A 12262-nucleotide genomic window follows, 5' to 3' on the forward strand; every position below is an offset into this window, starting at 1 on the left:
TCGAGATGTTCTACAATCCGAAGCGCAAGCATGCGAGAAACGGGATGCTGTCGCCCGTAGAGTTCGAACGGCAGCGGAAACCGAGACCCGAAGGCGTCTAGGAAACGCGGGGCTATTCACTCCACTCAATGACAGCACAGTTGTGGCGTCTGGCAGAGGGTTCACACCTACGCTGTCACGCTTCAGGGTTTTCACGAACGCCTCTGGCCTGCCGTTGGGTTGTGGGCTCTTGACCAGTGTGAAGCAAGATTCAAGCCTGAGTTGTTGCGCGAAGATGCGCGTTCTTTTGGCGGCATAGGCACCGAATCGGTGCTCAACCGCCTCCAGCAGCATATGACGCACATCCCGTCCGCTGATCCCGGCATCCGCCACCGCCCGGCAGGAGATGATCTCAATCTCAGACATGAGCATAAGCTCAAGGCTGTCCCTAAGCCTCTTTGGTCCGTAACCGTCCGGTCTGACCGCCCTGCCGCGGGTTGAGGGAGCGGGATAGCGGACACTATGGTGCTTGGATGACACGTCGGACGAGGCGGCTTTGGACGGATGAGGAGAAGCGGTCGATCTGTCAGCAGACGACCGCGCCGGGTGCTTCGCTTGCGCGGGTGGCGCGTCGTTACGCGGTGAATGCAAACCTGATCTTCCAATGGCCGCGCGATCTCCGCTATGCGCCGGAGGTCTCATCAGCGCCAGTGCCAGCCGATGACGCGCGCTTTCTCCAGTGGAGATTGTTGAAGCGAAGTCTACCCCGCCCACGCCCGTCGTGCAGAGCCGTATCGACAACGAACTGTCTGGCGGCCATCGGATGCGGCTCAGCGAGAGCTTTGATCCCAATACTTTGGCGCGGCTGATCCGGGGCCTGTCGCCATGATCCCGGTTCCGGCCAATATGCCGGTCTCGCTGGCGGCAGGCGTGACGGATATGCGAAAGGGGTTTCCATCCTTGGCGGCGCAGGCCGAGGCGGTGTTTCAGCAGGATCCGTTTGCCGGGTACCTGTTCGTATTCTGTGGTCGTCGCGGCGATCTGGTGAAGGTGATCTGGTTGGACGGGCAGGGGTCGTGCATGTTTACCAAGCGGCAGGAGCGGGGTCGGTTCGTCTGGCCCTTGGCGAAGGAGGGCAAGGTGACGTTGACGCCTGAGCAACTTGCCATGCTGCTGGAGGGGATCGACTGGCGGACACCGCAGCGCAGTTGGCAGCCTCTGAGGGCGGGGTAATCCGCTGATCCGGAGCGTGCGGGATTCACTGAAAGACATCAGCAGGGTAAGCTTTTTCCATGCTGAACAAACCCATGACCATCCCCGACCATCCCGAGTAACTGCGCAGCTTCACGGCGCGGCTTCTGGACGAGGTGAAGGCACAGGCGGTGCTGATCGAGAAGCTGCGGCATCAGCTTGCGGGGCACCGGGTGCATCGGTTTGGCAGTTCGTCCGAAACCGTTGAACAGCTGCAACTGGCGCTGGAAATCAGCGAGATCTCGGCCGCGGCAATGACCGCGTGGATAAAGTTGCCCGACATCGAGGCTAAGTCCAAGCCGATCCCGGATCACGATCCCCGGATGGAAATCTAGCTGACGCCTGGCAGCGATGCCTGTGTGGATTGGGGCGGGCGCGCATACATCGTGACCTGATCGACGATGGTCATGAGATCAGGCGGCATCGCGTGGTTCGCAACACCCAATCTGTTCGACCAAGACTTTGCTGCCGAGGGCCCCGACCAGAAATGGGGCGCCGACATCTCGTACATCTGGATCGCCCAAGGCTGGCTGTCCCTCGTTGTTGTCATCGATCTATACTCACGAAAAGTCGTGGGCAGGGCGACAGGTGACCGACTGAAGCGCGCGATTGCCAGCCGGAACCCGGCTCCGGGTTTGATCCACCACAGCGATCGCGGCTCGCAATACTGTTCTGTCGACTACCAGGCCAAGCTCCAAAGCGTGCGATCCTATATCGGGTCGGGCGAAAGCAATTCCACGCGCTATGATATGGCGGTGGTCTCTCATGCGACGCAGTGGTTCGCAGATGCCGCCAGGAAGCCTGACGATCCATGGTGCCTGAATGTCGGTCTGGTCGCGCCGGATCTCCCGCTGATCGTGCCGCAGGAATATCTGGACACGTATCCGTTGGACAGCTTGCCACCGTTCAAGTTGCACACGCTGAACGGTTTGGAAAATCACCCTTGGGCCGCAAAGCAGGGGTTCGCCCTGTGCAGCTTTCTGGACGACAATATCGGCAAGCTGATCGCCGCATTGGAAGCGAATGGCCAACTGGACGATACGACGATCATCTACACCTCGGATCATGGCGACAATGTCGGTGCGCGCGGCCTGTGGGGCAAGTCGAACATGTAAGAGGATCGGTCGCCGTGCCGCTGATCGTGGCCCAGCCGGGCGCGCCGGCGTCGGAGTGCGCCACACCGGTTAGCCTGCTGAATCTGTCGGAAACCATCATCGCCCATTTCGGTGCCTCGCTTGCCGGCGACCGGTCCGGCAGATCGCTATATGACCTTGCCGAGGCACCTTATGACGCGCATCGTGCCGTAGCCTTGACATGAGCCAGATGAACCGCGTGATCGAGATCCATGAAAAGGATCTGGACGCCGTCGTGCAACCGGGCGTCACCCGGACGCAGTTGAACGACGCGTTGCGTGCGACCGGGCTGATAATCACGGTCGACCCCTATGCGGATGCAAGCATGGGTGGCATGGCCTCGCCCCGCGCGTCGGGGACCAATACCGTGCGCTATGGCACGATCCGCGAAAACGTGCTGGCGCTGGAGGTTGTTCTGCCCGATGGCGAGATCATTCGCACCGGCAGCCGCGCGCGCAAATCCGCGTCCGGCTATGATCTGACGCATCTGTTCATCGGCGTCGAAGCCGAGGTGCGCGAACAGGTCGAGGCCGTCCGCGAAATCGCCTCGGATCTGGGGGGGGTGGGATTTCGCCTTTGCCGAAAAGGCCGAAGATCGCAACCGCCTGTGGGCCGCGCGGAGCCACGTCTGTTACTTGGGCAAGGCGCTGAAACCCGGTTGCCAACGGGCTGGTCACGGCTTGCTGGGTGCCGATTTCGTAAATGGCCTGCTGTATCAGCCGGACCAAGCAAGCCATCGAGATGTCGGGCCTGATCGCTCCCCGCGTCGGCCATGTCGGGGACGGGAACTCCCATCTGGCGATCCTGGTCGATCCCGACAGCGATGACGAGATGGACCGCGCGCGCGCGATCTGGCCGCCTCGATCAACAAGATTGCCCTGTCACTCGGCGGCACCGTGATCGGCGAGCATGGCGTGGGCGTCGGCATGAAGAAATACATGCTTGCCGAACATGGGGGTGCCTATGCCGCTGATGCAGCGGCTGAAACTGGCCGTGGATCCGCAGAACATCATGAATCCGGGCAAGTTCGTCTGAGATATGCGATCATGTCGCATCTTGCGCGACCTGACGCATCAATTTCACGGCACCCGGTGCAGCTATGTCAGCGCCTCCTGGATGCCGGTTGCAACCGCGCGGCTGACCTCTTCGGGCGCATTCCCGAAGAGGGAATAGCCCATGTCGTTGCGTTCCCAGACCAGCCCGCCGCCTTCGGCGCTGCGATAGGGTGTCATCTTCGTGCCGCCGGGCGCGCGCATCTGCCGGGCCTGAAACACCAGCCGGTCGCCCTGTTCGTTTTCGTAGATCGCCGCCATGGCAGGGCCCTGCGCGGTCGGCACCACCTGTCCGCCAAGGAAGCGAAAGCCGCTGCCACTTAGATCGGGTACGCGCATCGGGCGGCGCAGGGCGGTGCTGGCCCAGTCGACCAACGCCTGGGGGTCGGCGGCTGCATAGGTCAGCGTTGGGGCATCGCCTTGGGACAACAGCGCGTAGGTCGCCGCAGTTTCCTGGCCCAGGACGGCCACCGTTCCGGACTCTATCCGGGCATGGCCGAACCAGCCACCGGCAAGCCCGGCCCCGACCAGAACCACCGATGCGGCGATCCGGCGCAGCTGGTCGCTGCGGCGGCGACGCGATGCGGCAAGACGCGGCAGATGCAGCTCTGACGGGATCGGGCGGTCCGCCAGCGGGGCCAGCGCGGCCCGCAGCGCTTCGGCATGGCGCATATGATCGGCGATGCGCGCCGCTTCGTCGGGGTTGCGCCCAAGATAGCGGCGCACGTCCTCTTGCCGCGCGGAGGACAGCCGCCCGTCAACATAGGCGTTCAGATCGTCTTCGCTGATCGGCTCCCGTTCGTCCATCATTTCACCCTCCGCAAATGGGGCACCCGCGCCTGTTTCTCTGTGCCGCGCCCGCCCAGCAGCTCGCGCAGATGATCGCGACCGCGCGACAGCCTAGACATCACGGTGCCCACGGGCACGCCAAGCGCGGTTGCCGTTTCATCATAGGTCAGCCCCTCGACCGTGACGAGCAAAAGCACGTCGCGCTGCGCTTCGGGCAAGCGCCCGACGGCGCGCAGCACCTCGGCCTGGTAGATCTGGGTTTCCTGGCGTGCCGGGACGGCAAGTTCCTCGATCGAAGCAGGATCTTCGGCGGCCAGCTGGATCCCCCGCCTGCCCCATTTCCGCAACCCGTTCATCATGGTGCTATGCAGGATCGCGAACAGCCAGGCGCGGGTGCTGTTGTCCGGCCGGTGCTGGTGCCAGCGGTCGATGGCGCGCAGCAGACAATCCTGAACCGCGTCATCGGCGGCCGCTGCGTCGCGCAGCACCGAGCAGGCATAACGCCGCAGCGCGGGAATATGCGGCTCTATCGCACGCCGCTGTGCCAAAGCTCGGACGTCTTCGCTTTGCATCGTTGAACCACCTTCGACAGACATGAAACGGCTGGCGGCACACCATTGGCTGCCGCCAGCTTCGTGCGTTACTTCGCGCTTTGCAATTGCACCGGCGCACCAAGCGCGCCATCGGTGGTCTGCGTGATCACCAGGTACCGTCGCGCTGCGTCATGGTCGCCATCGACGATCTGCCGGATCGGGCCAACCGCATTGACGATCGAGGCACCGGCGGGATTGGCCTTGAAGGCGGCCAGCGGCTGCAAGTCGCCGCTGCCATCCGGCGACGCCGACAGCGCCAGCGCATAGGTCATTCCCGGTTCAAGCCCCGTTACCGACGCTTCGAGCACCTGGGTCAGACCCTGATCGAACAGTGCGACCGTGGTCTGTCCCTTGTTCTCGCCGACCGGGGTCAACGCCAGATGGGCGACCTTGCCGGTATCGCCCAACGGTTGCAGGTTGTCGGTGCCGGGTTGATCCGCCGGCACCGCATTGGGCACATAGACCACCGCCTGCGGCGCCTGTCCGATGGGGATCGTCTTGATCATGGTGTTGGACGCCGTGTCGATCACGGCCATTTCGGCAGCATTCTCAAGCCCGAAATAGATCCGTGTGCCATCGCCCGAAGGCCACAGACCATGCGGCAAATCGCCCACCGGGATCTTTGCCACCTGCGAGAAGTCGGCGGTGTCGTAGACCTTGACCTCGTTCAGCCCGCCGATGGTGACATAGGCCAGTTGCCGCCCCTCGACGCTGGCAAAATTGACGTGATTGGTGATCGGCCCGGTGTCGATCGTGGTGATCGTCTTGAAGGGCGGGCGCGCCTCGACCACCTGGGTCTTGCCGATGTCCTTCAGGGTGAACCAGACTTGCGCGCCATCGGGGCTGGCCGAGATATTGGGACAGAAGGGGCTGGCCTGTTCGATGGTCGCGACCTCTTGGTGGTCCTTGATCGAAAACACCTTGGTTTCCGGATTGAACGAAGAACACACATAGGCGTATGCGCCATCGGGCGAAAAGATCTGCATCCCCGGACCCGACGGCGTCTTGAGCTGCATCTTTTCCTCATAGGTCCGGGCGTCGAGGATCGAGATGTAATCCTCGCCCCGCACCGTCACCCACAGCTCAGCCCCGTCCGGCGTATAGAAAGCCTCATGCGGCGACCGGCCAAGATAGGTGGTGTGCTTCACCGTGTTGGTCGCGGTGTCGATGAAGCTGACCGAATTCGAACCCGTGGCGACCACTGCAAGCGTCTTGCCATCGGGGGCAAAGCCCAGCCCGTGGACCAGAACCTGGCCGTTGTAAAGCGGCGACAGGTTGCGGGGCTGCGGATCGCCAAGGTGGATTTCACCCAGAAGTTCGTTGCTGGCGGGGTCGATCACCGAAACGGTGTTGGAATATTGCTCGGCGGCATAGACGCGGTCGCGGTGGCTGATCGGGATGTCCGGGGCATCCGCCCCCAGCGGAGCCTACCCGGCAACAGCCGCTCCCGCGCCGATAAACATGGCCGTCGCCGCGATGGAGGTAAGAAATTGCACATGAAATTTACGTGTCATCTTCGGTCTTTCTGTTCGGAAGGGACAGACGCCCCAATGGTTAGTTTGCGGTCTGGCCGTCGACATTCCCGCCCGGTGGCAGGCCGATGGAAAGGCGCATCGCCTTGATTTCCTGCTGCTGCGTGACGATGATCTCTTGCGCGATATTCTTAAGCTTGGGGTTCGTGCCGTACTTCAGTTGCAGGATTGCCATGTCGATTGCACCTTGGTGGTGCGGGATCATCATGGCGACGAAATCGGCGTCGATATTCCCCGTCGGCTGCGCCGCCATATCGGCCATCATCTTGTCCATCGCGGCCTCATTTTCGGCCAGGAACGGTTGTTCGGCTTTCAGCGCAGCAGAATCGGTGCCCGGTGCCGGGGCGGGGATGTCCATATGCATTTCGGCGTGCTGACCCTGATGCGAGTCGGTCGTCCCGGCCTCGGCCAAGGCCGCGACTGCGGGGATCAACACTGCCAGAGCCGCGCCGGTGGCAAGGCTGGAGATCGCGGTTCGACGTCTCGGATCGGACGGGGGCATATCCTTGGCGCACTGCTTTCGGGTGCCCTCTGTGAACGTGTCTGTCATGTGATCTCCGATGGTGTTGTTTGGACATGAGACAGCGCGCAGAGCCACTTTATTCCCACCCGCAAAGATTTTTATGAAAGCCGAGGTGATCCCCATCTCGTGGACAGGATCTGACGTGATTTAAGCTACTCGTTGGCGCTGTTGCACAAATCAGCGTTGGGGCTGGCCATGGTTGTCACGTTCACGATGCGTCTTGGCAGAAAACCATGCCGCTTCATCAGTTTGACGAGCGGGCATCTGGCCCCCTGCGTATGAAGCCATGCTGATCGACCGCCCGCCACAGCCAGAATTTTCGGCGGCGATCTTCACCTGAACTTGGTTCAGATGCCGGATATCGCGGGGTCGCGCCTGTCGGCGGCGCGGGTTCCAGGCGATCCGTGCGGCAAATTTGGCGGTCCATCGCCGGATCGGCTCGTAGGAAACATCAATGCCGCGCTCCAGCAGAATCTTTTCGATCTGGCGTAGGCTGGGTCATTCGCATCGGCTACGCCGAAACCGCGCCAAGGCCAATGAGCGCCGTGCTAACGTGACAACACCGGTTTCAGGCCAAACCGTGTGTTTCACGCAGGCGAGCCGTTTTCTGGAGGCGCAGTTGCCGCTCGCGGCGCAGGGCCGAGATGCGGTCAACGGCGACTGCCACAAGCAGAACGCCACCGCGCACGATGTCGTATATGTATGGTGATGCGTTCATGAGATTCAGACCGTTGTCGATCAGAACGAGGAAAACGGCGCCGATCACGCTGCCGGTCACTGTGCCCGTGCCCCCTGTCAGCTTGGTTCCGCCAAGGATGACAGCGGCGATGACCGTAAATTCGATCCCGATTCCGATGCCGGATTGCAAGCCACCGACACGTGCCAATAGAATCAGCGCCGAAATTCCCGCAAGAACCCCGCCAATCGCGTAGACAGCTATCGTTACCCTTGCGATTGGCAGGCCACTTTCCCGTGCGGAGCGGTCAGAATTCCCGATAGCGCGCACATAAACGCCAAGGCGGGTCTGTGTAAGCGCGTAGATCCCGATTACAAAGATCAGCCCGAGCAGCAGGATAGGCACGGGAATGCCCCATATCTCGCCATTGCCAAGAAATCCCATTTCGCGTGGCACAGGGATATTTTGGGCACCGGTCAGGTGGATGGCTGCCCCGCGATAGATCGAATAGGTCGCCAAGGTCGTGATCAGCGGCGAGATCCCGAACCGCACCACCAGAATGCCGTTTAAAAGCCCCAGTCCGGTCGAGCACGCAAGTGCGGCCGCAAATGCCAGTGGGTAAGACCCGGTGTCCATCATCAGTTGGGCGAACAGAGCGGATGTGAAAAATAGGATCGCACCGACAGAAATGTCGATCCCTCCGGACATGATGACAAAGGCCATGCCGATTGCCATGATCGCCGTTACGCTGGATTGCACCAGGATCGATTCCAGGTTGGAAAAGGTCAGGAAGGCTGGCGAAACCGTGCTTAGCGTTGCGCCAAGCACAATGGTCGCAAGCGCGATAGGCAGCCATTTCTGGCGAGTCAGCGAGCGGAAGATATCGTCATACATCGGCGGGCTTTCCTGCGCTGGCGGCAAGCGAGATGATCCGGGCTGCATCGAACTCGTCGCGATGGAACTGGCCCACAAGCCGGCCTTTGCGCATTACGACGATCCTGTGCGCGGTGTTCAGCAGTTCAGGTAGGTCTGACGATACCATCACCACACCTACACCATCGCGCGCCAATTCACTGATCGTGTTGTGGATATCGAACTTTGCTCCGATATCGACACCCTTTGTCGGCTCGTCGAACACGATAAGCCGGGGCCGCGTGGCCAGCCACCGTCCCAGCAGAACCTTTTGCTGGTTTCCGCCCGACAGATCGCCGACAGCGTTTTCGATGTGCGGCACGGCGATGTTCATGTCATCAACGATCTTCGCGGCGCTCTTGACCTCGCCGCGAAAGCCGATGCTACGCAGCTTGCGGGTGACGAAGCGCCCGATCGCTGCGGCAGACAGGTTTTCGCGCACCGGACGGTTCAGGAACAGGCCATTCAGGCGGCGATCTTCGGGCACGTAGCAGGCGCCGCGTCGCTTCATCGCGGCCACCGAAGGGGCACGGATTTCTTCTTCGCCCACGACGACCTTTCCGGTTGCGGGTCTGAGGCCAAAAATCGCCTCTGCCAGCTCTGTCCTGCCGGCCCCCATCAGCCCGGCGATGCCAAGGATCTCACCCGCTGCAACGGTGAAGTTGACATTGTGGAAGTCTGCCGAGCAAAGCCCCTCGACACGCAATGCCAAACGCTCTTGCGGGTCGGTCAATTCAAGCCGGGCCTCGCCTATGCTGCGTCCGACCATCATTGCCTCAAGTGACTTGCGCGATGCCTCTGCCAGTTTTCCGGCTCCCACCTGTTCACCGTCACGTAGAACCACATAGCTGTCGCAGACACGGTAAATCTCTTCCATGAAGTGGGATATGAAGATGATCGCCAGCCCGCGTTCCTTCAGCCGGTCAAGAATGGCGAACAGCTTCTCGCGCTCGATTGCGGTCAGCGAGGTTGTCGGCTCATCCAGGATCAGGACCCTGTTCGCTTGCAGCAACGCCTTACCGATTTCGACGATCTGCTGCTTGCCCGCCCCGAGTGTGGCAACCTCGACCTGCGGATCGATGCCCATGCCCAGAAAGTCGAGCTGTTCCCGCGCTATGCGGTCAGCCGCCGCCCAGTCGACCCGAACCGGACTACCGGGCAGGTGGTGGATGGACATGTTTTCCGCCACGGTCAGCGTCTGGAAGAGACTGAGCTCCTGATGAACGGCGGCGATGCCATGCGCGCTTGGATCGACGCGGGCGAAAGTCTCGCCATCAAGCTGAATTTCGCCGTCGGTAGGTTCCAGAAGTCCACAGATCATGTTCTTGGTCGTGGACTTGCCAGCGCCGTTTTCGCCAACCAGTGCCATGACCTGGCCGGGATGCAGATCAAATGAAAGATTGCGTACAACTGGCTTGCCGGCAAATGTCTTTGACAAGCCGCGCACGGACAGGATGGGCGATACCTTGGTTGCGGTGTCCTTCATCAAGCCCTCCGGCGCGACAGCCGCGCAGCCATCCAGGTGCCGACGAAGATCAGGACGCCCTGCACGATCAACTGATCGTAGAACGGGATGCCCAGCAGGTTCAGCCCATTGATCAACACCGCCAGCAGGCCGACCCCGATCAGGGTCCGCGAGATTGAGCCCTCACCTCCGTTCATCGAGGTGCCGCCCAGAACGACGGCTCCGATAATCATCAACAGCAGCGTGTCTCCAACACCGGGAATCGCGTTGCCAAGATTCGCGATGGAGATGAAACCCGCCAATCCGCCAAGCAGCCCGGATACGAGGTAAACGCTGAATTCCATTTTACGCACGTTGATCCCGGTATATCGTGCGGCATTGCGGTTCGACCCAACCAACATCAACTCGCGCCCCCAGCTGGTGCCACACAACGTCAGCGACGCCAGAACGACCACCGCCAGCCCGACGATAGTTGTCGCGGGTATTCCCAGGAATGCGGCAAAGCCGAAATCCATAAGCGCGTAGGGTGTCCCTTTGACCGCGACACCCTGCGACATCACAAACGCGATTCCGCGTGCCACAAGTTGCGTACCCATTGTCGTGATGAAGGGCGTCAGGCCGCACATCCCGATAAGCAAGCCGTTGACCGCGCCGAACGCCGCCCCCACCGCAAGTGCCGTGGCTATCCCGACCGCGATGTTGTCGGTTCCTGCCATGACCAGCCCCGAGATAACGGCACTGGCGGAGATGACGGTAGAAATGGACAAGTCAATTCCACCGGCGAGGAACACGAATGTCATGCCAACCGCCGCAATCAGCACCACCGCGTTTGCGCCCATCATCGCCTCGATGTTGCCGCCCGTCATGAAGAAGGGCGATAGCAGCGAGAACACGACGACCAGCGCGGCGACCAAAGGCACTGCCGGGTTGGTGCGCAGGGTCCTGAGAACGATGTTCAGCATGTTTCTCCCGAAAAGGCAGGGGCGGCGCAGGCGGGTGCCTGCATCGCCATTTTGTTACTTGGCGCCCCAGATCTTGTCGGCGTTCGCCTCGATGTCATCATGTGTGTAGAAATGACCCGGGATGACGTTCACGCGATCCACCTCTTTTCCGTCGATCAGATCGGCGGCCAGAGCCACAGCGGTGCGGCCAGTCTTGTCCAGATCCATGACGACGATCCCGTCTGCGGCTCCGCTGGCGACGGCTTGATAGCCGTCATTTGATCCGTTTATGCCGGTGACGACGACGTGACCCGGCTCACCTACGGTTTTCAGTTTGTCGAGATCGCGCAGCACTGTCTCTACGGCGGGGATGTGCGTGTCTGTGGCAGCGAAAACGCCGTCGATATCGGGATTGGCCTGAAATGCGTTCTGCGTACCGGCCAGCGCGCGGGCAGAATCCCAATCCGTCGGAACCTCCAGAATTTTCAGGTTCGACAGTTTCGACATTTCCTCGCGCCAGCCCTTCTGGCGGTCGATGCCGTTCTGGTCGTTGAGTGCGCCGATCAACTCCAGGACAGTGACCTCGCCTTCGACATCTGCCAATGCCTCGGCCATGTACTTTCCTGCTTCTCGTCCGTCGAAGATCGAGTCCGGTCCGACGAAGGCGGCAACCACGCGGCTGTCGGGCAAGTCGCGGTCATAGGCGACAACGGGAATTCCAGCACGTTGGGCCGCTATAAGTGCGCGTTCGATGGTGTTTTGATCCACTGCGCAAACAAGGATGGCATCTACGCCCTGCGTGATCAATGTTTGTATTTGGGCGTTCTGTTGTTGTGCGTCACCGTCAGCCACGACCTCGATCAGCCCGTATCCGCGGCCCGCTGCCTCGGCTTTGATCGCGTTGTTCACGCCGACGCGGCTTTCAAAAAGCTGGTCGACTGACAAGCCGAGCGTAATCTGGCCGTCCTGCGCCAAAGCACCCCCGGCAAAGGCGATGGTGGCTAGAGCGGCGGTTGCGAGAAGTCTCTTCATTTTGGTTCCTCCCTGGTCTTGTCATGATCGACAAGCGATCATATTTTAATTCTGGTATGACGAAATAATGATACTATCAAGATATTTGTTTAGATATGCATCTTTATGCGTATCAGAGTCAGACCAAATTTCAATTCTGATCGCTCAGGAATCCATCACGGACCCAAGGGCGTAAGCATCCGTTGAACCCGACCTAACGCGTGCGGTTAGGGGTGCTCTAGCCGATGAGATTGGCAGGATTGTCCGGGGCGGCGATGCGCTCTTTGCCATATTGGACGTGTAGCGGTTTGGTGCCGCTCCTTTGATAGCATGATTTGCAGCAAAGGAGACGAACTATGGGCGAGGGACGAACAGATGAATTCCGTAAGTATGCCTTGCGAATTG

13 protein-coding genes and 4 pseudogenes are annotated in these 12262 nt (G+C 60.8%); 7 read left to right on the forward strand and 10 right to left on the reverse strand.

All coding sequences use genetic code 11. The features are described from left to right. Positions 1-120: 120 nt before the first annotated feature. Positions 121-393, reverse strand: a pseudogene (locus tag PAF17_RS19235) (IS3 family transposase); the annotation flags it as partial. 119 nt (positions 394-512) lie between these two features. Between PAF17_RS19235 and PAF17_RS19240 the strand changes: the two are divergent. The 7 genes and pseudogenes from PAF17_RS19240 to PAF17_RS20205 all read left to right on the forward strand — a co-directional run bounded on the left by PAF17_RS19240 (position 513) and on the right by PAF17_RS20205 (position 3398). Next, positions 513-848 carry a transposase gene (locus PAF17_RS19240; RefSeq protein ID WP_271890697.1) on the forward strand — a complete coding sequence of 112 codons (336 nt, stop codon included), beginning with the start codon at positions 513-515 and terminating at the stop codon, positions 846-848. Positions 849-864: 16 nt separating this feature from the next. Next, on the forward strand, positions 865-1212 hold the full coding sequence (tnpB, locus tag PAF17_RS19245) for an IS66 family insertion sequence element accessory protein TnpB (protein ID WP_271890698.1): 348 nt from the start codon (positions 865-867) through the stop codon (positions 1210-1212). Between the two features lie 149 nt (positions 1213-1361). Beyond that, a complete protein-coding gene (locus tag PAF17_RS19250) occupies positions 1362-1565 on the forward strand; it encodes a transposase (RefSeq protein WP_271890699.1) in 204 nt (67 codons plus the stop codon). Between the two features lie 105 nt (positions 1566-1670). Next, a pseudogene (locus PAF17_RS20160) lies at positions 1671-2345 on the forward strand (DDE-type integrase/transposase/recombinase); the annotation flags it as partial. 14 nt (positions 2346-2359) lie between these two features. Further along, entirely contained in the window at positions 2360-2548 is a 189-nt protein-coding gene (locus PAF17_RS19265; protein ID WP_271890700.1) for a hypothetical protein, read from the forward strand. Continuing rightward, a pseudogene (locus PAF17_RS20200) lies at positions 2536-2868 on the forward strand (FAD-binding oxidoreductase); the annotation flags it as partial. The gene PAF17_RS19265 and the pseudogene PAF17_RS20200, both read left to right, overlap by 13 nt. Before the next feature lie 458 nt (positions 2869-3326). Beyond that, positions 3327-3398: an FAD-linked oxidase C-terminal domain-containing protein gene (locus PAF17_RS20205; protein WP_408636450.1), complete on the forward strand. Its 72-nt coding sequence runs from the start codon at positions 3327-3329 to the stop codon at positions 3396-3398. Positions 3399-3460: 62 nt separating this feature from the next. Here the strand turns inward: PAF17_RS20205 and PAF17_RS19280 are convergent, their stop codons facing one another. The 9 genes and pseudogenes from PAF17_RS19280 to PAF17_RS19315 all read right to left on the reverse strand — a co-directional run bounded on the left by PAF17_RS19280 (position 3461) and on the right by PAF17_RS19315 (position 11878). After that, positions 3461-4225: an anti-sigma factor family protein gene (locus PAF17_RS19280; RefSeq protein ID WP_271890703.1), complete on the reverse strand. Its 765-nt coding sequence runs from the start codon at positions 4223-4225 to the stop codon at positions 3461-3463. Then, positions 4222-4776, reverse strand: coding sequence for a sigma-70 family RNA polymerase sigma factor (locus PAF17_RS19285; protein WP_271890704.1), 555 nt, complete (start codon positions 4774-4776; stop codon positions 4222-4224). The genes PAF17_RS19280 and PAF17_RS19285 overlap by 4 nt, the downstream gene beginning before the upstream one ends. A gap of 68 nt (positions 4777-4844) precedes the next feature. Beyond that, entirely contained in the window at positions 4845-6137 is a 1293-nt protein-coding gene (locus PAF17_RS19290; protein ID WP_271890705.1) for a YncE family protein, read from the reverse strand. Positions 6138-6351: 214 nt separating this feature from the next. After that, a complete protein-coding gene (locus tag PAF17_RS19295) occupies positions 6352-6879 on the reverse strand; it encodes a DUF305 domain-containing protein (RefSeq protein WP_271890706.1) in 528 nt (175 codons plus the stop codon). 182 nt (positions 6880-7061) lie between these two features. Next, positions 7062-7347: pseudogene (locus tag PAF17_RS20255) on the reverse strand (IS6 family transposase); the annotation flags it as partial. Between the two features lie 73 nt (positions 7348-7420). After that, the gene (locus tag PAF17_RS19300) at positions 7421-8422 is read right to left on the reverse strand and encodes an ABC transporter permease (RefSeq protein WP_271890707.1); all 1002 of its coding nucleotides are present in this window, start codon (positions 8420-8422) and stop codon (positions 7421-7423) included. Continuing rightward, positions 8415-9926: a sugar ABC transporter ATP-binding protein gene (locus PAF17_RS19305; RefSeq protein WP_271890708.1), complete on the reverse strand. Its 1512-nt coding sequence runs from the start codon at positions 9924-9926 to the stop codon at positions 8415-8417. The genes PAF17_RS19300 and PAF17_RS19305 overlap by 8 nt, the downstream gene beginning before the upstream one ends. Further along, positions 9926-10867: an ABC transporter permease gene (locus PAF17_RS19310; RefSeq protein ID WP_271890709.1), complete on the reverse strand. Its 942-nt coding sequence runs from the start codon at positions 10865-10867 to the stop codon at positions 9926-9928. The genes PAF17_RS19305 and PAF17_RS19310 overlap by 1 nt, the downstream gene beginning before the upstream one ends. A 54-nt stretch (positions 10868-10921) precedes the next feature. Further along, positions 10922-11878 (reverse strand): sugar ABC transporter substrate-binding protein, encoded by a 957-nt coding sequence (locus PAF17_RS19315; protein ID WP_271890710.1) that lies wholly within the window; start codon positions 11876-11878, stop codon positions 10922-10924. Positions 11879-12262 lie beyond the last annotated feature (384 nt).

Source organism: Paracoccus onchidii, from assembly GCF_028294535.1.
GTDB classification, from domain to species: Bacteria; Pseudomonadota; Alphaproteobacteria; order Rhodobacterales; family Rhodobacteraceae; genus Paracoccus; species Paracoccus onchidii.

What these genes read in the sequence shown, in the direction of transcription:
- PAF17_RS19305 (WP_271890708.1), bottom strand. Translation starts at nt 9,926, where the DNA reads ATGAAGGACACCGCAACCAAGGTATCGCCCATCCTGTCCGTGCGCGGC.
- PAF17_RS19285 (WP_271890704.1), bottom strand. Translation starts at nt 4,776, where the DNA reads ATGCAAAGCGAAGACGTCCGAGCTTTGGCACAGCGGCGTGCGATAGAG.
- PAF17_RS19295 (WP_271890706.1), bottom strand. Translation starts at nt 6,879, where the DNA reads ATGACAGACACGTTCACAGAGGGCACCCGAAAGCAGTGCGCCAAGGAT.
- tnpB (WP_271890698.1), top strand. Translation starts at nt 865, where the DNA reads ATGATCCCGGTTCCGGCCAATATGCCGGTCTCGCTGGCGGCAGGCGTG.
- PAF17_RS19280 (WP_271890703.1), bottom strand. Translation starts at nt 4,225, where the DNA reads ATGATGGACGAACGGGAGCCGATCAGCGAAGACGATCTGAACGCCTAT.
- PAF17_RS19300 (WP_271890707.1), bottom strand. Translation starts at nt 8,422, where the DNA reads ATGTATGACGATATCTTCCGCTCGCTGACTCGCCAGAAATGGCTGCCT.
- PAF17_RS19315 (WP_271890710.1), bottom strand. Translation starts at nt 11,878, where the DNA reads ATGAAGAGACTTCTCGCAACCGCCGCTCTAGCCACCATCGCCTTTGCC.
- PAF17_RS19310 (WP_271890709.1), bottom strand. Translation starts at nt 10,867, where the DNA reads ATGCTGAACATCGTTCTCAGGACCCTGCGCACCAACCCGGCAGTGCCT.
- PAF17_RS19240 (WP_271890697.1), top strand. Translation starts at nt 513, where the DNA reads ATGACACGTCGGACGAGGCGGCTTTGGACGGATGAGGAGAAGCGGTCG.